The organism is Thiocystis minor (genome assembly GCF_016653465.1).
Classification (GTDB): domain Bacteria; phylum Pseudomonadota; class Gammaproteobacteria; order Chromatiales; family Chromatiaceae; genus Chromatium; species Chromatium minus.
Genome location: NZ_NHSQ01000147.1, coordinates 35700 through 57758, shown reverse-complemented (window position 1 = coordinate 57758; position 22059 = coordinate 35700). Strand labels below are relative to the sequence as shown.

The window sequence follows — 22059 nt, the reverse complement described above, 5'->3', positions numbered from 1 at the left end:
AGCAGCGCCACTTCCAATCACGACAACAGGTCTATGCAGTCGATGGCCAACGAGATCGATGATCGAAACGACGACGATCCAGTGCCGCCGGCGGCCGATTTACGTCGGCAGGCCGAGAGGCGGCTCGCGACCCAGACGTCTTCTCCGGCCGAGGCGGCGTTCACGACCGAGACGACCGAACGGTTGGTCCACGAGCTGCGCGTGCACCAGATCGAACTGGAGCTGCAGAACGATGAACTGCGTCACACCCAGGAGGCGCTGGAGTCTTCGCGATCGCGCTATTTCGACCTCTACGATCTGGCCCCAATCGGCTATCTGACCCTAAACGAGGCGGGCCTGATCGAGGAGGGCAACCTCGCCGCGGCGAGACTCCTGGACACCCCGCGCGACGCACTGATCGACCAATCCCTGACCCGCTTCATTCTCCCCGAGGATCAGGACATCTATTACCACTGCCGCCGCCAGCTCCGTTCCGCGGGCGAGCAGCAGTCCTGCGAACTGCGCCTGCGGCGCGCCGACGCGCCGCCAATCTGGGTCCGGCTCGAGACCAGTCTCGCACCCGAGGCGGTGAGCGACCAGCCGCCCTGCCGGGTCATCCTGATCGACATCGATGCCCGCAAACACAGCGAGCAGGCGTTGATCGAGAGCCAGGCGCGGCTGCGTCTGGTGGCGGACATCGGCGATTTGACCTTCTGGGAATGGGATGTGCGCACGAACCAGGTGTTTTTCCCGCCCGAATGGTGGCGGCAGACCGGCTATACCCTGGGCGAATTGCCGTTGCAACTCCGGGATTGGGCCGCCTTGCTGCACCCGGAGGATCGGGCGCGGATCCTCGTCCACCTCGCCCGCTTCGTGGAGGCGTCGGCGCAAGGCAGCGAGATTCAATATCGACTGCGGTGCAAGGACGGGGCGCATCGCTGGTTCATGGCCCGCCTGGCGGCGATCCTGGACGCCCAGGGCCGGCTGGCGCGGGTGCTGCTGGTGCACCAGGATGTCACTCACCACAAGGCCGCCGAGGACCAGGCGGTCCATCTGGCCCAGCACGATTCCCTGACCGGCCTGCCCAGCCGGGCCTTGCTCGATCAACTGGCCAATCACATGCTGGCGAACACCCGCCGGCCGGGCGGTCAGTTGGCGGTGCTGTTTTTCGACCTGGACCGCTTCAAGGCGGTTAACGATACCTATGGCCATCCGGTGGGTGACCGGCTGTTGCAAGCGGTTGCGCGCCGGCTGCGCGAGACCTTTCGCGCGGAGGATCTGGTCGCCCGGCTCGGCGGCGACGAGTTCATCGTCGTCCTGGCGAACGTCGGGGATGGCGCCGACGTGGCGCGCGCGGCGCGCAACGCCATCGCCGCGCTGACGCCCGCCTACCAGATCGATGGACTGGAATTGCACTGTCTCGCCAGCATCGGCATCAGCATGTACCCACAGGACGGCCAGACCATCGAAGTCCTGATCCAGCGCGCGGATGCCGCCCTCTATCAAGCCAAGCAGATCAGCCCCGGCAGCTATCAGTTCGTGACCGCGGCGCTCAATCAACAGGCACGGACCACCGCGACGCTGGAGCACCGCCTGCGCGAGGGGTTGACGCGGGCGGCATTTCAACTCGCCTACCAACCGATCCTGGACACCCACGGCGGCGGCGTCACCGGGGTCGAAGCGCTGCTGCGCTGGCCGCAGGTCGATGGGAGCGAGGTCGCGCCCCTGACGCTCCTGGCGGTCGCCGAATCCAGCGGACTCATCCATCAGCTTGGCCAGTGGGTCTTCGAGGAGGTGTGTCGTCAACAGCTGGCCTGGCGGCAGGATGGGCTGCCCCCGATCGCCATGGCCGTCAACGTCTCGGCCCGGCAGTTTCACCACCAGGGGTTCCTGCGGCAACTGACCGCCGCCGCCCAGGCGAGCGACGTCGACCCCGCCGTCGTGTCGCTGGAACTGAGTGAGGTCACCCTGATGCAGGATCTGCCGGCCTCACGGCGGATGCTGGAGGCGCTGCAACAGCTCGGGGTCCGGGTGGCGTTGGACGACTTCGGTCTGAGCTACTCCAGCCTCGACGCCTTGGATTCACTCCCGTTGGATCGGCTGGCGATCAACCGGGCGTTGGTGCAGCGCCTGGGGGTCAAGCCGGCGATGCCCGCCATGGTGGACGCCATTATTGGTCTCGGCCGCGCCTTGCAGCTCGAGATCGGCGCGGTCGGCGTCGAGACCGCGGCGAACCTGGCGTTCCTGCGCGAGCACGGTTGCGATCAGGTGCAAGGCTTCTACCTGGGCGTCCCGATGGCGGGCGAGCGGTTCGCCGACTGGTACCGCCAGCAGGCGGGCGGCGTTCACTGAGGCGGCGAGATCCGCTCCTCTTTCTTTTGTCCTGTCGCTATGTGTGCCATCGAACAGAGCTTGCGCCCGATCGCGCTTACTCTCTTCCATGCCATTCGGACACAGGCGATCGTGTCCAATTCGGCAAACCGGGACGACCGCCGCGGCAATCAAGCCGCCGTTGCTATCAACCCATCAGTTCAAAACGACCGACAGGAAATCCACATGTTCAATCCGCGCAACACGATGAAAAACGTTCTCCTCATGGCCGCCGCGACCGTCTCGTTGGCGTCAATCGCCGGCCAAGCGCTGGCCGCCACGGCGGAAGAGCTGAATCGAGACGCCGCCCAAGCGTTACAGCTCTTGTATCAAACCAATCCCGCCGCCGCCACGATCGGCAAGACCGCCCGGGCGACCCTGGTGTTCCCGAGTATCGTCAAAGCCGGGTTGGGACTCGGTGGCAGTTATGGCGAAGGCGTGCTGATGAAGGGCGAGCAGGTTGCCGGCTACTACAATTCGGTGTCCGCGTCCTGGGGCTGGCAGGCTGGCGTTCAGTCCTACAGCTATGTCGTGTTTCTGATGAACGACAACGCCCTGAGCTATTTGGACAAATCGGAAGGTTGGGAAATCGGTGTCGGGCCGACCGTGGTGGTCCTGGATGAAGGGGCGGCCAAGAATCTGTCCTCGACGACCTTAAAGGACGATGCCTACGCCTTCATTTTCGATCAGCAGGGTCTCATGGCTAGCCTGAGCATCGAAGGGACGAAAATCACCCCCATCCAACGTTGATCGGACGTCGCGCGACGACGATGACGTTAAACCGCGTCCCGCGCGAGAAGTGATCTGGTCTTTTGTGCATCAGCACCGCCATGGTCCGCGCACTCATTGAGCAGCGAGACGATGGCGGTGAGCGGAAAATACACATGATCCAGGATGCGGTCCGATTCGGAGAGCACCTCGCCCAGCGGCATCTCGACTGGCTCCAGTTGCGGTCGCCAGCGTTGCCACTCGGCCTCGGGCAGCGCGGCGAGCAGATGGTTTTTCTTGGGGTCGAGGGCAATGGACATCAGCGCGCTCCGTGGAGAGGGAATCCCTGCGGGTGATCCGTCCGTCGAGATCGATTTGACGAGAGAGCGTCGAGGCTACTCCGTCTGTCGGCAAACGCACGCACCGACGACGCAGCCGGTTTTCCACGCAGGGTTCGACCGCGCCCGATCAGGCTAAGTTTCAGGCATCACACCCATTTCCAATCCCGAATCTCCGGCAGATCCTCGCCATGTTCGGCGATGTAGTGCCGGTGCTCGATCAGCTTGTCGCGAATCGCCAGCTTGGCGTAGGCGGCCCTGGGGCCAAGTCGCGGCACCCGATCAATGACGTCGGCGACCAGGTCGAAGCGATCCAGATCGTTCTTGACCACCGTATCGAAGGGCGTCGAGGTGGTGCCCTCTTCCTTATAGCCGCGCACATGCAGGTTGCGGTGGTTGGCGCGGCGATAGGTGAGCCGGTGAATCAGCCAGGGATAGCCGTGATAGGCGAAGATGATCGGCTTGTCGGTGGTGAAGAGCAGGTCGAACTCCCGGTCGCTCAGTCCGTGCGGGTGCTCGCTGGGCGGCTGGAGCTTCATCAGATCGACCACGTTGATCACCCGGATCTTCAGGTCGGGAACATGGGTGCGCAGCAGGGCGACGGCGGCCAGGGTTTCGAGCGTCGGCACGTCGCCGGCACAGGCCATGACGACCTCCGGCTCGCCGTCCTGGTCGTTGCTGGCCCAGGGCCAGATGCCGATGCCGGCGGTGCAGTGCTTGATGGCGGCATCCATGTCGAGCCATTGAGGCGAGGACTGCTTCCCGGCGACGATGACATTGACGTAGTTGCGGCTGCGCAGACAGTGATCGGTCACCGAAAGCAGGGTGTTGGCATCCGGCGGCAGATAGACCCGGATGACCGCCGCCTTCTTGTTGATGACATGGTCGATGAAGCCGGGATCCTGATGGCTGAAACCGTTGTGATCCTGACGCCAGACATGGGAGGAGAGCAGATAGTTGAGCGAGGCGATGGGCCGCCGCCAGGGGATGTCGTTGCACACCTTGAGCCACTTGGCGTGCTGGTTGAACATGGAGTCGATGATGTGGATGAAGGCTTCGTAACAGGAGAAGAAGCCGTGGCGGCCGGTGAGCAGATAGCCTTCGAGCCAGCCCTCGCACTGATGCTCGCTCAACATCTCCATCACCCGGCCATCCGGTCCGACATGCTCGTCGCCGGGGAGGATCTCCGCGACCGAGCAGCGATCCGTGACCTCGAACACCGCGTCCCAGCGGTTCGAGGCCGTTTCGTCCGGGCTGAAGACCCGAAAAGTCTGGGGATTGAGCCGCACGACATCGCGGATGAAGCGGCCCTGGACGCGGGTCGCCTCGGCGTCCACGCCACCCGGTTGGGGCACCGCCACCGCCTGGTCGCGAAAATCCGGCATCCGCAGATCGCGCAGCAGCAGCCCGCCATTGGCGTGCGGATTGGCGCTCATGCGCCGCTCGCCCTGCGGGGCCAGGGTCGCGATGTCGGCGTTGAGTCGACCGCTGGCGTCGAACAACGCCTCCGGGCGATAACTCTTCAGCCAGTCTTCCAGGATCTCCAGATGCCCCGGATGGCGCATGTCGGCCATCGGCACCTGATGGGAGCGAAAAGTCCCCTCGGCGGCCTTGCCGTCTACGCTCTTCGGACCGGTCCAGCCCTTGGGCGAGCGCAGGACGATCATGGGCCAGCGCGGACGCGTCTCGAAGCCGAAGGCGCGGGCGTCGTTTTGGATACGCTGGATCTCGGCGACCACGGTGTCGAGCGTGGCGGCCATGAGCTGGTGCATCGTCATGGGATCGTCGCCCTCGACGAAATAGGGCGCGTAGCCATAGCCGTGGAACAGCGCTTCCAGCTCGTCGCGCGGGATGCGCGCGAGCACCGTGGGACCGGCGATCTTGTAGCCGTTGAGGTGCAGGATCGGCAGCACCGCGCCGTCGTGGATCGGATTGAGGAACTTGTTCGAGTGCCAGCTCGTGGCCAGTGGGCCGGTCTCCGCCTCGCCATCGCCGACCACGCAGGCGACGATCAGGTCGGGATTGTCGAAGGCCGCGCCGAAGGCATGCGAGAGCGCATAGCCCAGCTCGCCGCCCTCGTTGATCGACCCCGGCGTCTCCGGCGCGACATGACTGGGGATGCCGCCGGGAAAGGAGAACTGCTTGAACAGCCGCCGCATCCCCTCCTCGTCCTGGGAAATGTTCGGATAGACCTCGCTGTAAGTCCCTTCCAGATAGGCGTTCGCCACCATCGCGGGTCCGCCGTGACCCGGCCCGGCGACATAGATGAGGCTCAGATCGTTGTCCTTGATGACACGGTTGAGATGCGCGTAGATGAAGCTCAATCCCGGCGTTGTGCCCCAGTGGCCGAGCAGGCGCGGCTTGATGTGCGCAAGCGAAAGCGGTTCTTTCAGCAGCGGATTGTCGTAGAGATAGATCTGTCCGACCGAGAGATAGTTCGCCGCGCGCCACCAGGCGTCGAGTTTGCGGAGCTGTTCGGGATCGAGGGTTTGGGTCGCCGTGGTCATGTTCGGATTCCTGAAGGGACGGTGCCTGGGAGATGCCGCCTGGCCATGAAGCGGCCCATCGAGGCGGTGGCGAACGGATGCCGGACATCGCATGTCCGGGAACCGCGAGCAGACACCCTTTCCGCCCGCCGGTCTGTGCGTTAGAGAACATAGAGCTGCGGAAGCGTTAAGGCGCAGGCAAGTTTTGGGTCATACTTAGGCGCAAGTCGGTGTGCGACGCTGATAACCTTGGCACCATCACCGATGGCAACAAATCTCTCAATCGTTCACCTCCCCGCGATCCGTTTCGCGAGGCTCGTGTCTGATCACACCCATTTCCTCACGTCAGGAGAAAACGATGAACACGCTCAAGACATCCGCCTTCGGCCTCGCGCTTGCTGGATGGTTGCTTGGTAGCGGACTGTGCGCCGCCGATTCCGGTATCCCCAATCTGGTCGGAACCTGGGCGGTTGAAGCGGAAGGCGGTGTCCTCGCCAGGGGGCCGGACATCCGGGAGAACACCCATCACCGTGGCGAGTTCAGTACGCTTAAAGCAGAAGCCGTGGTCAACAAGCAGCAAGGTCGCGTGCTGCACGGCGTCTTCACCTCCCCGCGAGGGAGCGAAAAGTTTATCGCCGTCATCGGCCTGGATAACAAGACGGTGGCGTTTGCCGATGAGGACGGCCTCCTGGATGGCGAAATCGTCAACGATGACCGGCTGAATGTGATTTATCGGCATGTCACCGCGACCGATACGGTCGTCGGGGTTGGAGCCTGGATCAGGAAAAAATAGACCGTCAACTGATCACCATGAGGAATATGACATGATCAACAAGGTGTTGCGGAGATCCGCATTGATCGCGTTGCTCGGTGCATCCTGTGCAATGTCGCAGATTCCTCCCGCGTCCGCCTGTAGCCGCGCGGTTTACTTCGGCCAGGCGGGCCAGACCGTCACCGGCAGGAGCATGGACTGGCTTGAGGATATGCAGACGAACCTCTGGATCTTCCCGCGCGGGATGACCCGCGATGGCGGGATGGGCGACCAGGGTTTCAGATGGACCAGCCAGTACGGCAGCGTGATCGCTTCAGTCTACGAAGCGGGCACGGCCGACGGCATGAATGAGCAGGGGCTCGTGGCTAACCTGCTGTTCCTGGTCGAGAGTGAATATCCCAGCGACCCGGGCGACACGCGCCCGCAGATCTCCATCGCCGCGTGGACGCAGTACGTCCTCGACAACTTCGCCACCGTCGAGGAGGCCGTCGCCGGGATGCGCCAGGAGGCTTTCCGACCCGTCGTCGTCGTAGCGCCCAACGGCGTCGAGGGCAGGATTCACCTGTCCATTTCCGACGCCTCGGGCGATTCGGCCATTTTCGAGTACATCGGCGGCAAACTCGTCATCCATCACGGTCGCCAGTACCAGGTGATGACCAACTCGCCCACCTACGACCACCAACTCGCCCTGAACGCCTACTGGCAGCAGATCGGCGGCACCGTCATGCTGCCGGGCACCAATCGCGCCGCCGACCGCTTCGCCCGCGCCAGCTTCTACATCAATGCCACCCAACAATCCGCCGACCCGCGCGAGGCGGTCGCCGCGGTCTTCAGCGTGATGCGGAACGTCAGCGTTCCCCGCGGGATCAGCACGGCGGGCCAACCCAACCTCTCGTCCACCATCTGGCGCACGGTCGCGGACCAGAAGAACAAGGTGTATTTTTTCGAGGACACCTTGAGCCCCAGTCTGGTCTGGGTCCGGCTCGACCAGATCGACTTCAAGGCCGGCTCGGGCGTTCGCAAGCTCGCCCTCCATGACAATCCCGGCCTCGGTGGAGACCAGACGGCTCACTTTAAGAAGGCCGAGGCATTCCAGTTTCTGGCGCCGCATTGAGCCCGCGCAGTCGGCGGCTAAAGAGCTGAGTTCAACTCGGCGATCCCAGGAAAAGCCGACGTGCTGACCTGGTTCAAGGCTCAGGGAGATCGATACCAGACGCGCATCAATGAGGCGCTGCGCGAGTACATCGAACACCATGGTTGATCGCCTCATCAGGAAGCGGAACAAGGGAAAACGCAATGAGCATGAACGAGGCGGAGACCCGCTACCATCTGATCGACCCCCTGCTGCGCGCCAAAGGCTATGTCAGCCGCGCGCAAATCACGCTTGAAACCATTCTGACGCCTGCCCCCGTCGAACCCACCGGGGCCAAGGGCCGCCGTAGCAAGGGGCCGGGGCGCACCGACTACCTGCTCTGTATCCAAATCCGCGTGATGCCCAAGCCGCTGCCCATCGCCGTGCTGGAGGCCAAGCGAGAAAGCGAAGACCCGCTCGCGGGCATGCAGCAGGCCAAGGGATATGCCGATTGCGAGCGTTTCGACGTGAAATACGTCTTCGCCACCAATGGTCATCGCTATGGGGAATTCGATTGCGTGACCAGCCTGCAAGGCGGGCCGTTTCCGTTTTCCGATTTTCCGCCGCATGCCATGCTTTCGGCACGCTACGCCAAAGACTCGGGCATCGATCTCACTCAGCCGGAGGCCGCCATCCTGTTTCAGGCCGACAGCCCGGCCTGGGCGCTCAGTCGCTACTATCAGGACGCCGCCATTCGCGCGGCGTTTGAAAAAATCATCCTCTGCCATCTGCGCAACGAACCCGCCCGCGTCCTACTGGCGCTCGCCACCGGTGCGGGTAAAACCATCATCGCCACCAATCTGCTGTGGCGCATGAGCCAGGCGGGTCGACTACCCAAACCCGCGCTGTTTCTCTGTGACCGCGACGAGTTGCGCGAACAGGCGTACACCAAGCTCAAGGCCGCCTTCGGCGACAACGCCCGCCTCGTTAGAACCGAACGCGGCGACAATGCCGCGCGGAATGCCCGGATCCACATTGCCACCTATCAAACGCTCGGGCTGGATGACGACGACGGTTTTGCCAGCTTCCTGTCCGAACATTACGGCGAAAACGCCTTCAGCGTCATCATCATCGACGAATGCCATCGCTCCGCCTGGGGGCGCTGGTCAGAGGTGCTCAGGCGCAACCCCGACGCCATTCACATTGGCCTCACCGCCACCCCGCGCCAACTGCACGAGGCCAAAAACGCCCCCGCCGAAGACCGCGAAATCACCGCCAACAACCGCCAATACTTCGGCGAACCGGTCTACGAATACAGCCTGATCCAGGCGCAGGAAGACGGCTATCTGGCCGCCTGCGAAATCGTCAAACGCAAGGCCAGCATCGACAGCGCCACCTTCACCAGGGCCGAGATCCTCAAGGCCGGCGTGCGCGACATCAAAACCGGCAAACCGCTGACCGAAACCGACCTGACCAAGGCCGAATACACCGGCAAGGACTTCGACGACGAGTTATTCATCGAACTGCGCACCCCCAGGATGTGTGAAGACCTGTTCCAGTTGTTGTGCCAGAACGGCGGGCCGGAACAGAAGGTCATCATCTTCTGCACCCGCGAGATCCACGCCGACCGCGTTGCCCAGCACCTGAACAACCTCTACACCCGCTGGTGCAACGAACAGGGCCACACGCCGAAGGACCACTACGCCTTCAAATGCATGGGCGGACCGAACAAGGGCGCGGACCTGATCGAGCCGATGCGCGGCTCTGGCGAGCGCGCCTTCATCGCCTGCACGGTGGACCTGCTGGAAGCCGGCGTCGACATCGAGCGCCTGAACGCCGTGGTGTTCTTCCGCTACCTGCAATCGCCCATCAAGTTCTACCAGATGGTCGGGCGCGGCACGCGCATCCATGAGGAGACGCAGAAATACAAGTTCTGGCTCTATGACTACACCGATGTCACCAGTCTGTTCGGCACCGACCTGATCACCCGGCCGCCGCGCCCCGGCGGGAGCGGCAAGGGCGGTGGAGACGATGGCGGCAACGGCGGCGGTGAGGTCGGCGGAGACGGCCCGGCGGTGGGCGAGATGCGTGGACCCTATGTCTCGGTTTCGGGCGACGGACGCTTCATTCTCGGCCTGCGCGACGGAAGAGATGCGCGCATTCCGGTGGACAAATACCGCCGTGAAGTGATTCAGCGCGTGCTGTCCGAGGCCCACAACCTCGATGACTTCCGCGCCCTCTGGATCGAAACGCAAAAGCGCCGCCAACTCATCGACCACCTGTTGGGCGACAATTTCAGCCCGGAAGCGATCCGCGAAATCGACCGGATGAGCGACTTCGACCTCTACGACTTTTTCGGCCACCACGGCTACCACGCCCGCGCCTTGAAGCGCCCCGAACGCGGCGCGATCTTCATCGACCACAACCAGAGCTGGTTCAGCGGCATGGACGACAAGGCCGCCATCGTGCTGAAAGGGCTCGGCCATCAGTTCGCCCAGGGCGGCACCGATGCGCTGGAAACCCCGGCGTTGTGGGAGGTGCCCGAGATCCGGCAGGCGGGCGGGCTGGACGCCTTGCGGGGGTTGGGTGCGCCGGCGCGGGTGATGCACGAGGCTAAGGGGAGGTTGTTTGGGGTATGAGCGATCAATTGACGCTGAACGATGTGCTGCTCGACATTCAAGCCGGCAAGAGCTTCCAGACCGCTGAAGTGCTTGCGCGCTCGGATGAACTCGGTGTGCTGAAAGTCAGCGCGGTTACATGGTCGAACTTCCAACCTGACGAAGCCAAGGCGCTGAATAGTGAGTACATGCCAGACGCGAGTCACCGCGTCCGGAAAGGCGATTTGCTGATATCCAGGGCAAACACCAAAGAATTCGTCGGGGCAGTAGTACTGGTTAACCGCGACTACCCATTTCGCTTGCTTTCAGACAAGACGCTGCGCCTTGTCATAGATGAGGAACGCGCATGCAAGGAGTACCTTCTGTTCGCCTTGCGTGCCCCGAAAGCTCGCAGACACATCGAGCATTACGCGACCGGAACCAGTGACTCCATGCGAAACATTGCGCAGGGAGTCATCACGTCAGTGCCGATCGACTTGCCGTCCATACACGATCAGCGCCGCATTGCCACCCGTCTGAAAACCCAACTAACCGAAGTGGAAACAGCCCGGCAGGCGGCGCGGGTGCAGTTACAGGAAACCACCAGGCTGGCGGATGCCATCATTTTCGACAGCATCAAGCATTCGCTGTCAAGTCTCCAGACACTTGGAGACGTGTTAGAGGAAGTCAAAAAAGGGATCGGTTCAGACTGGGCCAGCTACCCAGTGCTGGGCGCAACGCGCGGCGGTCTGGCTCCCGCCAAGGAGCCACCCGGCAAACAAGCACCGAAGTACAAGCCAGCATTTCCAGGCACGGTGTTTTACAACCCGATGCGTATTTTGATCGGCTCAATCGCCTTCGTGGACGAAGATGACATCCCAGGCATCACCAGCCCCGATTACGTCGCGCTTCAAGGTAAGGAAGGCATCGTAGATTCGCGCTGGTTTTACCACTGGCTGCGCTCGCCACTGGGTGAACGCTGCATTCTTTCTCTTGCTCGTGGCGCAGTGCGTGAACGGATGTTGTTCAATCGTCTTGCGGAGGGCGAGATAAAGCTGCCAAATTTTGCCGATCAAGCAAGAGCCTCTGCGGCATTAAAAGAATTACGGCCATTACGCAACGCGATTGAACAAAAACTCAGCGAGATTGATTTGCTCCCGCGAAAAATCCTCGCCCACGCTTTCGATGCCTGCGCATGACCGAAAGCCGTTATAGCGCCCATGGCATCGAAGCGGAATTCGAGCCTGGATCGCGAAAGCGGGTGCTGCGCAATCGGCTCGGCATCGTCCGTGTGCGCGAGATGCAACAGGTGGAATCCGAGGCGCTGATCGCGGTGCAGAAGTGGGCCGTAAGTTATTTCGGGCCATCCCATCGCTTCACATCCGCTGATATCCGCGAACTGCATGGGCGCTGGCTCGGTGGTATCTATCTATGGGCCGGTCAGTATCGACAGGTGAATGTCAGCAAGGGCGGTTTCGTGTTTGCGGCGGCTGCGCAGGTGCCACGCTTGATGCAGGTGTTGGAAGCCGAGGAGCTGACAGCCTATACGCCATGCCGAGGAGTGGACGACGCACGGCTGATCGCGGCTCTGGCGCGTATCCATGCTGAATTGGTATTGATTCACCCCTTTCGCGAAGGCAATGGACGCTGTGCGCGGTTGCTGGCTTGGCTGATGGCGCTGCAAGCTGGGTTGCCGCCATTGGACTTTTCCGTCTGGTCAGGACGTGGCCGACAAACGTATTTCGCCGCGATCCAGACCGCGATCGAGCGAGACTACGCGCCGTTGGAACGCTGTTTCAGCCGGGTGATTGTGCGGACTTTGCGCGTTTACGGGAGGGGCGCTTGACGGTTTCTGCTTCCATTTCCCTGAAAGGTTTGAAAATACCTTCGATGGCGGACGAACTCGCCGCACTCAGGCGCATGGCGGCTTCGCGCCGCTTTGGATCGCGCAACCACATATTGCATTCCAACAACGAATCTTTCATCACCCCTCCGTTTGCCAAAGCCCAAATGTAGTGTTACTGAGAAATCAAACGATGACAACCGCAACTCACCCCACTCGACACGCCCGCATCAGCAGCCGGCGAACGCGCAAGTCTGCATCCATCCGCCGCTGACTCGATGCCTGTATTGATGCAATATGTCATCATTATCGACGCCAACATCAGGAGCTTTGCCATGCGTACCACCGTCACAATCGATGACACCTTGTATCAACAGGCGCTCGAACTTGCCGACCCCGACATGGACAAGGCCGAGCTGTTCCGCGAGGCCATCCGGACCTTCATCCGCGTACAAGCCGGGCAACGGCTGGCCGCGCTGGGTGGCACGATGCCCGAGATGCCCGAGGTTCCGCGCCGCCGCGACATGCCGGAAACCGCATGATCGCCGCCGTCGCCGTGCTGGTTGATACCAGCGTTTGGATCGATCATTTCCGTCACGGCAACGCCCAACTGACGCGCCTGCTGGCGCAGGACGCCGTCTTGACGCATCCCTTTGTGCGACTGGAACTGGCCTGCGGCACCCCGCCTGCCCCACGCGAGCGCACGTTAGCCGATCTGGCGCGCTTGCGCTCGGCGCGGCAGGCCAACACCGCAGAATTGCTGGCCTTTATCGAGCGCGAAGCACTCTACGGCCAAGGTTGCGGAATGGTCGACATCGCCTTGTTGGCGGCCACGCAGCTCACGCCCGGCGCACGCTTGTGGACGCTGGACAAGCGCTTGGCCGCACTGACCGCGCGCCTGGACGTCGCCTGGGCGACGACAAACCCGTCGATGCAGGATTGATCCTGCCATGCCACGCAACACGATCAAGTCGCCCAAAACCATCGCCTCGACCCAATCCCTCTCGGCCTTCGTCAAAAGCATCTGCGATGTGATGCGCCGCTCCAACTGCGCCAGCGCCTTGCAGTATGTGCCGGAGCTGACCTGGATTCTGTTTCTGCGCATTCTCGACGCCCAGGAAGTCAGGGCGCGGGAAAGGGCCGAAGCCGTGGGCGCGAATTTCTCGCCCGCGCTGCGCAGCTCTTACCGCTGGCAGGACTGGGCGGCCCCCTATTCCGACAAGCCCGAGCACCCGCAAACACCCGAGGGCAAGCCTTGCGGCTGGAAGCGTCAGGAACTGTTTGCGGCGGGCGACGGCAAGCTGTTCGAGTTCATCAACCAGGAACTGCTGCCGCATCTGCACAGCCTGGACATCGACACCCTCACCGGTCTGCCCAACCCGGCGGCCAGCCGCAAGCAGCGCATCATGGGCCGCACCATGACGGCGGTGGACAAGGTGCGCGTCGATAGCGAGGCCAATCTGCGCGACATCCTGGACAAGGTGCATCAGATCCACATCGACCATGTGGACGACCGGCATTTCTTCACCCTGTCGCAGGTCTATGAAGACCTGCTGTTGAAGATGGGCGAGAAGAACTCCGATGGCGGCCAGTTCTTCACCCCGCGCGAGGTGATCCGCGCCATGGTGCACACGGTTAATCCGCAACTGGGACAGACGGTGTATGACCCCTGCTGCGGCACCGGCGGTTTTCTGGCGATTGCCTATGAGCACATCGCCCGCCAGTTGGGGCCAAGCGCGACCAGCACCGACATCGACACCCTCAAGCACGACACCTTTTTCGGACGCGAAAAGGAGAACCTGGTGTTCCCGATCGCGCTGGCCAATCTGGTGCTGCACGGCATCGACCAGCCCAATCTCTGGCATGGCAACGCGCTGACCCGCCGCGCCACCTATGCGGCACTGTTCGACCAGGCGCCCAAGACCTTCGACGTGATCCTCACCAACCCGCCCTTCGGCGGCAAGGAAGGCCGTGACGCGCAGAAAAACTTCGCCTATGAAACCAGCGCCACCCAGGTGCTGTTCGTGCAGGACATCCTGAGCGAGCTGGCGCCCGAGGGCACCTGCGCCATCGTGCTGGACGAGGGCTTGCTGTTCCGCACCAACGAGAGCGCCTTTGTCGAGACCAAGCGCAAGCTGGTGGACGAGTGCGATCTGTGGGCCATCCTCAGCCTGCCCGGCGGCGTGTTCTCCACGGCGGGCGCGGGCGTGAAAACCAATCTGCTGTTCTTCACCAAGGGCCGGAAGACCGGGAAAATCTGGTACTACGACCTGTCTTCCGTGAAAGTCGGCAAGAAAACCCCGCTGACGCTGGCGCACTTTGGTTTTGACGCGGACGGCGCGGTGCTGGCCGACGCGCACTTGCCCGCCATCCTCACCGCCGACTGGCAGGCCGACGAGGCCAACGCGGGCAAGCCTTTTCCCAGCTATGCCCGTCTGCTGCAAGCGCGCGGCAAGCCCGAGGGCGACAGCCGCTACTCCTGGACGGTGGATTTCGCCGCCCGCCGCGCCAAGGCCCGCGCCGAGATGCAGCCCCGGCTCGATGAGGCCGCACAGATCAAAGCCGCCGTGGTGGATTTGAAGGAGCAGCTCAAGCGTCTGAAGAAAGACAAGGCCAGCGATGCCGATCTGTCGGCGCTGACGACGCGGATTCTGGAACAGGACAAAGCCGTCCGCGAGTTGGAAACCACGGCGGCCGACATCGATGCCGCCGTGTTCGATCTGAAGGCCGTCAACCCAACGGCTGTGGTGGAGACGGATACCCGCGCCCCGCAACAGATCATCGGCCATATCGAGGCGCAGGGACGCATCGTCTCCGAGGCATTGGCCAGGCTCGCCGCGCTGCTGGCGGCGGGCGATTGACGTCAGGCCCTGATTCCCTCCGACATGCCGCAGCCCGCGAAGGCGGTGAGATAGACGTAGCAGGTCCGCGCATCCTCGGCCAGATCGCGGAAACTCAAGCGGCGACCGGGCCAGGGCGTGAAATCCGGTTCGTTCGGGCCGGGTGTCAGGTCGCGCACCGCCATGCCCCAGTCCAGGAAGACGCGCCGTCGCGCCGGACCCTCCATGACGATGCGCACGTCGCGGTGACGCGGGTCGGTCATGACCTTGTCCATCAGGGCGGACACGACCTCCCGCTGGCCTTCGAGCATCTGCATGAAAAGGCCATCCTGATAGAGCAGGCAGCCAGTCAGGCCAGTCGAGCGATTATAGGAATTGGATTGTTGCCGCAGGGCGTCGAACGTCGCCCCGGTCATCGGCGGCGTCGCCTGGCTGACATAGATCAGAAAATAGAGTGGCGCCGCCGCGTCCGGCGCGCCGCCCTGACGCTCGCGCTCCAGGGTGTCGATGAACGCCGGCTCCCCGAGCGGACGGTGAAAATAATAGCCTTGGGCAAACTCGCAGCCATAGGCACGGAGTTCGCGCCGCTGGGCGTCGGTCTCGACCCCTTCCGCGACCAGCTTTAGCCCGAGGGCGCGACCGAGCCCGATCACGGCGCGGATGACCGCGCGGTTCTCCGGACGCTTGTCGAGGCCATCGACGAAGGCCCGATCGATCTTCAGGACCGAGACCGGCAGGCGCGTCAATTGCGCCAGCGAGGAATAGCCGGTGCCGAAATCGTCCACCGCCACCCGCAAACCGATTTCGGTTAAGCGGCGCAGGATCCGCAGATTCAGCTCGACATCCGCCATCAGCGCGGTCTCGGTGATTTCCAGCAGCAGGCGCGCCGGGTCCGCCCCCGTCTCGCGCAGGATGGCGGCAAACTCCTCGACCAGCGAGTCCTTGCCCAACTGTCGCGGCGAGACATTCACCGACACATAGGGCGCCTCGCTGCCCCAGCGTCGCCGCCAATCCGCCTCGGCCAGACACGCCTGACGGAAGACCCAGGCGCCGATGGGCACGATGGCGCCGGTCATCTCGGCAATCGGAATGAAGACCGCGGGCGATATCTCGCCTTCGGGCGGGTGCCAGCGCAGCAGCAGTTCCGCGCCGACGATGCGACCGCTCTCGGCGACGACGATGGGCTGAAAACGGGTCGACAGCTCGTTGCGCTCGATCGCGGTGCGCAGACCATTGACGATGGCGAGCCGCCGCTGGTCCTGGTCGTGCTGACCGGGACTGAAAAACTCCCAGCCGTCGCCGCCCTCGTCCTTCACCGACGACATCACCGTCTCGGCATGGCTCAATAGCTCGTCGGCGGAATGGGAATTGCCGTGACCGACGGCGAGCCCGATGCTGGCCGTCACGAGCAGTCGCCGCCCGTCGCACTCGAATGGCTGACGCAGCGCCTCGTTGAGCCGATCGGCCAGGGCGGACAGCGTGGCCGGTTGTTCGATCTGCTCGCAAAGGATGAGGAACTCGTCTCTGGCGAGATGCGCCACGGTGTCCCCCGGCCGGATCTGTTCGGTCAGCCGTTCGGCGACGGTCTTGAGCAGACGGTCACCAGTGCTTTGATCCTGACTGTCGTGCATCCGATTGAAGCCGTCGAGATCGACGAATAGCACCACCAGGCTCAAGCCATTGCGCCGCGAACGCTGCAAGGCGTTGGCGAGCCGATCGCGGATCAGCGCCCGACCGGGCAGCCCGGTGAGCGGTTCGCGGTTGGTCCGTTGCGTCGGTTTCGCTTCGGTGTTCATAGGGATCGCATCAGTCATGGTTGCGTGTCACGAAGTGGACTCAGGCCATCGCGCTAATGGTCCGGCGAAAGCGCGTGAGCGCGATGGCGAAAAACACCGCGCCGATCACGGCGAGCGCAAGGAACGGCGGCCAGACCACCGCAATACCCGCGCCACGATACAGGATTGCCTGGGCGGCCGTGACGAAGTGCGTGGTGGGCGCGGCCAGCATCACGTCCTGTACCAGTGCCGGCATGCTCTCGCGCGGGGTGGAGTTGCCCGAGAGCAGTTGCAGCGGCAGCAGGATGAGCACCGCGAGCATTCCGAACTGCGGCATCGAGCGCGCCAGCGTGGCCATGAAGATGCCGAGCGAGGTGGTGGCGAAGAGATGCAGCGCGGCGGCGACCAGGAAGAGCGCCAGCGAGCCTTCGATCGGGATGCGCAGCACACCCTGCACGACGAACACCAGCGCCACGCCGGCGGCCAGCAGCACCACCAGCCCCATCGACCAGACCTTGGCCAGCATGATCTCGGCGGGCGTGACCGGCATCGCCAGCAGGTGCTCGATGGTGCCGTGCTCGCGCTCGCGGATCAGCGCCGCCCCGGTCAGGATAATCGACAGCATCGTGACGTTGTTGATGATCTCCATCAGGGCGCCGAACCAGGACTGCTCCAGGTTGGGATTGAAACGGGTGCGCAGGGCCAGTTCCACCGGCAAGGGGGCGCTGCCGCGGTAGCCCTGCATGAACGCCGTGACCTCGCCCAGCACCATCTGCTGGACAAAGCTGCTGCCGGTGAACGCCTGGCTCATGCGCGTGGCGTCGACATTGAGCTGGATGGCGGGCGAGCGTCCGGCCAGCACGTCGCGCTGGAAGTCCGGCGGGATGTCCAGCACGAAGGTATAGGTCCCGGCATCCAGGCCGGCATCGATCGACGAGAGGGCGATCATCGCCGGCGGATCGAAGCGCGGCGGATAGAAGGCGGCGGCGATGCGCGCCGACAGCGGCGAGGCGTCCTCGTCGACGATGGCGATCGGCGCCTTGTGCAGGGTCTCCGGCATCGCCGTGGCCGCCACATAGATGGACACGGTGAAAGTGTAGGCGATGAGGACGAGCATCATGGGATCGCGCGCCAGGCTCCAAAGCTCCTTGATGCCCAGGCGGTAGATGTTGGCGAGATGCGCCATCTTCAGCGCTCCTGCTTCTTCAACAGCAGGATCGACAGGGTCAGGATCACCGGCACCGCCAGCGCGAGCGACCAGAAGGAGGCTTCGAGGCTGGCGAAGCCCAGCGCCTTGTTGAAGACGCCACGGGTGATGGTCAGAAAGTGCGCGGCTGGATAGACCTGGCCGATGAGATACCCCACGCCTTCGAGCGAGGACACCGGGTTGAGCATGCCAGCGAACTGAACGGCCGGGATGATGGTGCCGATGATGGTCACGAACATGGCCGCGATCTGGCTGCGCGTGAAGGTCGAGGCGAAGAGCCCGAAACCGGTCGAGAAGGTGACGAAGAGCAGCGCCCCCGTCGTCAGCGCCAGCAGGCTGCCCTTCACCTGCACCCCGAAGACGGTGACCGCCAGCAGCGTCAGCAGGGCGAAGTTGAGCATCGCCAGCAGGATGTAGGGGAGCTGTTTGCCGAGCAGGAATTCGCTGCGGGTGACCGGGGTTACATAGAGATTGATGATGGAGCCCAGCTCCTTCTCGCGCACCACCGCGAGCGCGGTCAGCATCGCCGGGATCATCAGCAGCAGCATGGGGATGACCGCCGGCACCATCGCCGGCAGGCTGCGCACGTCCGGGTTGTAGCGAAAGCGGGTCGCGATGGTGGCGGGTCCGGTCGCGGCGTCCTGGCCGAGCTGGTGTTTCGCCTGCTCCAGCAGCCAGCCCTGGTGCATCCCCTGCACATAGCCGCGCACCGTCTCGGCGCGCACTGGCATGGCACCGTCTACCCAGGCGCCGATCTGGACGCTGTGACCGCGCGCGATGTCACGCGCGAAGCCGTGCGGGATCTCGATGGCCAGCGCGAGCTGGCCGGCGCGCATGCGCCGGTCGAGATCGCGGTCGTCCTGGATCGGCGGGCGCTCGACGAAGTAGCGCGAGCCGGACAGGTTCAGCGCGTAATTCTGGCTCAAGCCGGTCTGGTCGCGATCGAGCACGGCATAGCTCAGATCCTCCACGTCCAGGCTGATGCCATAGCCGAAGACGAACATCAGCAGCGCCGTTCCGAGCAGCGCCATGGTGGCGCGCATCGGGTCGCGTCGCAGCTCCAGTGTCTCGCGCAGGCCGTAGCTCCAGGCGCGGCCCAGGCTGAAGGGAAGGCGGTGGGCGCGCGGCGCGGTCGCTGCAACCGATGGGGCCGCTGTCGCCGGTGCGGCCGAGGTCTCGCCCCGCGCGCCGGCGTCCTCCAGATAGCCGATGAAGGCCGCCTCCAGCGTCGCCGCGCCGCGTTGACGCACCAGCTCGGCCGGGGCATCGGTGACCAGCACGCGCCCGGCATGCATCAGCGAGATGCGGTCGCAGCGCCCGGCCTCGTTCATGAAATGGGTGGAGATGAAGATGGTGACCCGGTCGTTGCGCGCCAGGTCGATCATCAGTTGCCAGAGGCTGTCGCGCGCGATGGGGTCCACGCCCGAGGTGGGCTCGTCCAGGATCAGCAGCTCGGGTCGATGCACCATGGCCACGGCCAGCGAGAGACGCTGGCGGATACCCAGCGGCAGCGTGCCGGGCATGGCGTCGACCGCCTCGGCCAGACCGAAGCGCTGGACCATCTCTTCCACCCGCGTCGGGATGTCGGTCTCCGGCACCTGGAACAGGCGCGCGTGCAGCACCAGGTTCTGGCGCACCGACAGCTCCGAGTAGAGCGAGAACGCCTGCGACATATAGCCCACGCGCCGGCGCGTGGCGATGTCCTTGGGATCGACCGCCTGCCCAAACAGCGCCGCACGGCCCGCGCTGGCCGGCAGCAGTCCGGTCAGCATCTTCATGGTGGTGGACTTGCCGCAGCCGTTGGAGCCGATGAAGCCGAAGATCTCGCCGCGACGGATGGAGAGATTCACATGATCGACGGCGACGAAATCGCCGAAACGCATGGTGAGGTCTTCCGCCTCGATGGCGATCTCGGCATCGACTCCGGCGGCGAGCGGCGGGATGGTCACCGCCCGATGACCGCGCCGACGGTCCTCCGGCAGCAGGGCGATGAAGGCCGCGTCCAGCGACGCGCTGCCGGTGCGCTCCAGCAGCTCGGCCGGTGTGCCGGTGGCCAGGACACGGCCGGCGTCCATGGCCACCAGCCAGTCGAAGCCCTGGGCCTCGTCCATGTAGGCGGTGGCGACGATCACGCTCATGCCGGTTTGCTCGGCCCTTATCCCTCTGATCAAGTCCCAGAACTGCGAGCGGGCGAGCGGATCGACGCCGGTGGTCGGCTCGTCCAGGATCAAGAGGTCCGGGTCGTGGATCAGGGCGCAGCAGAGCCCGAGCTTCTGTTTCATGCCGCCGGAGAGCTTGCCGGCCGGACGCGACAGGAAGGACGTCAGGCCGGTGCTCGCGGTCAGCGCATCGATGCGGCGGCGGCGCTCGGCGGCCGGGTGGCCGAATAGCCGGCCGAAGAACTGGAGGTTCTCCTCAATCGACAGGGTCGGATAGAGGTTCTTGCCCAGGCCCTGGGGCATGTAGGAGATGCGGGGGCAGACGCGCCCGCGATGGCGGGCGCCGGCCATGTCTCCGCCCAAGGCTCGTACCTGGCCCTCTTGAATGACGCGGGCGCCGGACAGCAGCGCCAGCAGGCTGGATTTACCCACGCCGTCCGGGCCGAGCAGTCCGACCATGCGCCCGGCCGGGAGGTCGAGGGTGATGGCGTCCAGCGCCACCACCTTGCCGTAGCGCAGACTCACGTCGGTCAGGCTGGCTACCGGCGCCGGCGCGTCCCGCTCCGGCGGATCGACGGCGGTCAATCCGGCACCTTCAGCACCAGCTCAGCCGGCCAGATAGCCTGTTCGTCGAGCTTGAGCCAGGCCATGCCGGGCAGTCCGGTCTTGACCAGTTTACGGTGTTGTTGCAACAGCGCCGGATCGATCCGCGCCTTGACGCGAAACATCAGCTTCTGGCGCTCGCTGGCGGTCTCCACCGTCTTGGGCGTGAACTGCGCGGTGCTGGCGACATAGGACACCCGCGCCGGAATCACATATTGCGGCGCGGCATCGAGCACGAGACGCACGTCGCTGCCCAGCGCCACCCGCCCGGCCGCCCGCTCGGGCAGGAAGAAGGTCATATAGACATCGCTCAGATCGACCAGGTTGAGCACCTTGCCACCGGCGCCCAGCACCTCGCCGGGCTGGGCGATGCGGTATTGCACCCGCCCGGCGCGCGGGGACTTGAGCAGGCTGTCCTCGATGTCGGCCTCGACGCGGGCGACCGTTGCCTCGCTCGCCTCCACGCCGGAGTTGGCGCCGACGACCCCGGCGCGCGCGGCCGTGATCGCCGCCTGACTCGCGGTCACCTGGGCCTCGGCTCCGGCCAGCGTCGCCTCCGCGCCATGCACGCGGGCGCGGTCGTCGTCGAGGATCTGACGGGTGGTCATGCCCTTCTCGGACAGGGTCTCGGAGCGCGCGTAACGCCGCTGGGCCGCGTCCAGCTCGCTCTCGCGCTGACCCACCAGGGCCTGCGCGGCGGCGGTGTCGCTCTGGCGCACCGCGACCTGGGCCTTGGCGCTGGCGACGGCGGTGACGGCCTGGCGGGACTTGGCCAGCGCCTCGTCGCGCTGCGCGTCCAGGACGTCGACCTGCATCCGCGCCAGCGGCTGACCGGCCTCAACGAAATCGCCCTCGCTGACCAGGATCTCCCGCACCCGACCGGCGAGCTTGGTGGCGACGTCGACCTCGGTGGCCTCGATGCGGCCGTTGCCGCTGACGAAGCCGGCACCCGGACCCGAGGGTTGCAGGGCGGTCCAGGCCAGGACCGCGAGGGTGGCGATGGCGATCAGGATGACTGCCGCAACCGCCTTCTTCTTAAGTGCTGGGGTCACGGTTTCAGGTCTTCCGTTGGGCGACAGAGCGCTGGATGGCTGGGATATCGATGTTGTGGCTGGCAAGTTTGCGATCGATGTTATCCAGATGGCCGCGGTCGAGGCCGCTCTGACTGCGCTGGTATACCAAGGCGAGTCTGCGGCGTTCGCGGATCAACTCCTTGACCTGTAAGAAAGGGTGTTCAACCGACTCCCCCAGCGGGCGACTGGGTGGGAGAGATCCTGCTCGATTGCTTGAACGGCTGGTTAACCGAGTCA

18 protein-coding genes are annotated in these 22059 nt (G+C 64.2%); 12 read left to right on the top strand and 6 right to left on the bottom strand.

Annotated elements, in window-relative coordinates; genetic code table 11:
* The first annotated feature begins 42 nt into the window (after positions 1-42).
* Together CCR95_RS19940 and CCR95_RS19935 are read left to right on the top strand one after the other, a co-directional pair.
* The gene (locus CCR95_RS19940; protein ID WP_201097749.1) at positions 43-2331 is read left to right on the top strand and encodes a bifunctional diguanylate cyclase/phosphodiesterase; all 2289 of its coding nucleotides are present in this window, start codon (positions 43-45) and stop codon (positions 2329-2331) included.
* A 225-nt stretch (positions 2332-2556) separates the two neighbouring features.
* A complete protein-coding gene (locus CCR95_RS19935) occupies positions 2557-3099 on the top strand; it encodes a lipid-binding SYLF domain-containing protein (protein WP_242523369.1) in 543 nt (180 codons plus the stop codon).
* 26 nt (positions 3100-3125) lie between these two features.
* On the opposite strand, the gene CCR95_RS19930 is transcribed toward CCR95_RS19935, so the two are convergent.
* Together CCR95_RS19930 and CCR95_RS19925 are read right to left on the bottom strand one after the other, a co-directional pair.
* Complete coding sequence (locus CCR95_RS19930; RefSeq protein WP_242523368.1) at positions 3126-3377, bottom strand: cyclic nucleotide-binding domain-containing protein; 252 nt, start codon at positions 3375-3377, stop codon at positions 3126-3128.
* 167 nt (positions 3378-3544) lie between these two features.
* Positions 3545-5902 carry a phosphoketolase family protein gene (locus CCR95_RS19925; RefSeq protein ID WP_201097746.1) on the bottom strand — a complete coding sequence of 786 codons (2358 nt, stop codon included), beginning with the start codon at positions 5900-5902 and terminating at the stop codon, positions 3545-3547.
* Positions 5903-6239: 337 nt separating this feature from the next.
* Here CCR95_RS19925 and CCR95_RS19920 point away from each other — a divergent pair, with 337 nt between their 5' ends.
* The 10 genes from CCR95_RS19920 to CCR95_RS19875 all read left to right on the top strand — a co-directional run bounded on the left by CCR95_RS19920 (position 6240) and on the right by CCR95_RS19875 (position 15026).
* On the top strand, positions 6240-6674 hold the full coding sequence (locus CCR95_RS19920) for a hypothetical protein (protein ID WP_201097744.1): 435 nt from the start codon (positions 6240-6242) through the stop codon (positions 6672-6674).
* Between the two features lie 31 nt (positions 6675-6705).
* Entirely contained in the window at positions 6706-7767 is a 1062-nt protein-coding gene (locus CCR95_RS19915; RefSeq protein ID WP_201097742.1) for a linear amide C-N hydrolase, read from the top strand.
* Between the two features lie 60 nt (positions 7768-7827).
* Positions 7828-7914, top strand: a complete 87-nt coding sequence (locus CCR95_RS26475; RefSeq protein WP_420825677.1) for a BrnA antitoxin family protein — start codon at positions 7828-7830, stop codon at positions 7912-7914.
* 35 nt (positions 7915-7949) lie between these two features.
* Positions 7950-10364: a DEAD/DEAH box helicase family protein gene (locus CCR95_RS19905; protein WP_201097740.1), complete on the top strand. Its 2415-nt coding sequence runs from the start codon at positions 7950-7952 to the stop codon at positions 10362-10364.
* Complete coding sequence (locus CCR95_RS19900) at positions 10361-11521, top strand: restriction endonuclease subunit S (protein ID WP_201097738.1); 1161 nt, start codon at positions 10361-10363, stop codon at positions 11519-11521. The genes CCR95_RS19905 and CCR95_RS19900 overlap by 4 nt, the downstream gene beginning before the upstream one ends.
* Complete coding sequence (locus tag CCR95_RS19895; protein WP_201097736.1) at positions 11518-12168, top strand: Fic/DOC family protein; 651 nt, start codon at positions 11518-11520, stop codon at positions 12166-12168. The genes CCR95_RS19900 and CCR95_RS19895 overlap by 4 nt, the downstream gene beginning before the upstream one ends.
* On the top strand, positions 12165-12338 hold the full coding sequence (locus tag CCR95_RS19890) for a hypothetical protein (protein ID WP_201097734.1): 174 nt from the start codon (positions 12165-12167) through the stop codon (positions 12336-12338). The genes CCR95_RS19895 and CCR95_RS19890 overlap by 4 nt, the downstream gene beginning before the upstream one ends.
* Before the next feature lie 117 nt (positions 12339-12455).
* Positions 12456-12707, top strand: a complete 252-nt coding sequence (locus CCR95_RS19885) for a type II toxin-antitoxin system VapB family antitoxin (RefSeq protein WP_201097732.1) — start codon at positions 12456-12458, stop codon at positions 12705-12707.
* Positions 12704-13108 carry a type II toxin-antitoxin system VapC family toxin gene (locus CCR95_RS19880; protein WP_201097730.1) on the top strand — a complete coding sequence of 135 codons (405 nt, stop codon included), beginning with the start codon at positions 12704-12706 and terminating at the stop codon, positions 13106-13108. Before CCR95_RS19885 ends, CCR95_RS19880 begins: the two co-directional genes overlap by 4 nt.
* Before the next feature lie 7 nt (positions 13109-13115).
* Positions 13116-15026 (top strand): class I SAM-dependent DNA methyltransferase, encoded by a 1911-nt coding sequence (locus CCR95_RS19875; protein ID WP_201097728.1) that lies wholly within the window; start codon positions 13116-13118, stop codon positions 15024-15026.
* Positions 15027-15028: 2 nt separating this feature from the next.
* Here the strand turns inward: CCR95_RS19875 and CCR95_RS19870 are convergent, their stop codons facing one another.
* From CCR95_RS19870 to CCR95_RS19855, 4 genes are read right to left on the bottom strand one after another with little or no spacing between them, the layout of a single operon-like run.
* Positions 15029-16801 (bottom strand): EAL domain-containing protein, encoded by a 1773-nt coding sequence (locus CCR95_RS19870; protein WP_242523367.1) that lies wholly within the window; start codon positions 16799-16801, stop codon positions 15029-15031.
* 40 nt (positions 16802-16841) lie between these two features.
* Positions 16842-17966, bottom strand: a complete 1125-nt coding sequence (locus CCR95_RS19865; RefSeq protein ID WP_201097724.1) for an ABC transporter permease — start codon at positions 17964-17966, stop codon at positions 16842-16844.
* A 2-nt stretch (positions 17967-17968) separates the two neighbouring features.
* Complete coding sequence (gene rbbA / locus CCR95_RS19860) at positions 17969-20731, bottom strand: ribosome-associated ATPase/putative transporter RbbA (protein ID WP_201097722.1); 2763 nt, start codon at positions 20729-20731, stop codon at positions 17969-17971.
* On the bottom strand, positions 20728-21801 hold the full coding sequence (locus CCR95_RS19855; protein WP_201097720.1) for an HlyD family secretion protein: 1074 nt from the start codon (positions 21799-21801) through the stop codon (positions 20728-20730). The genes rbbA and CCR95_RS19855 overlap by 4 nt, the downstream gene beginning before the upstream one ends.
* Positions 21802-22059: the final 258 nt, after the last annotated feature.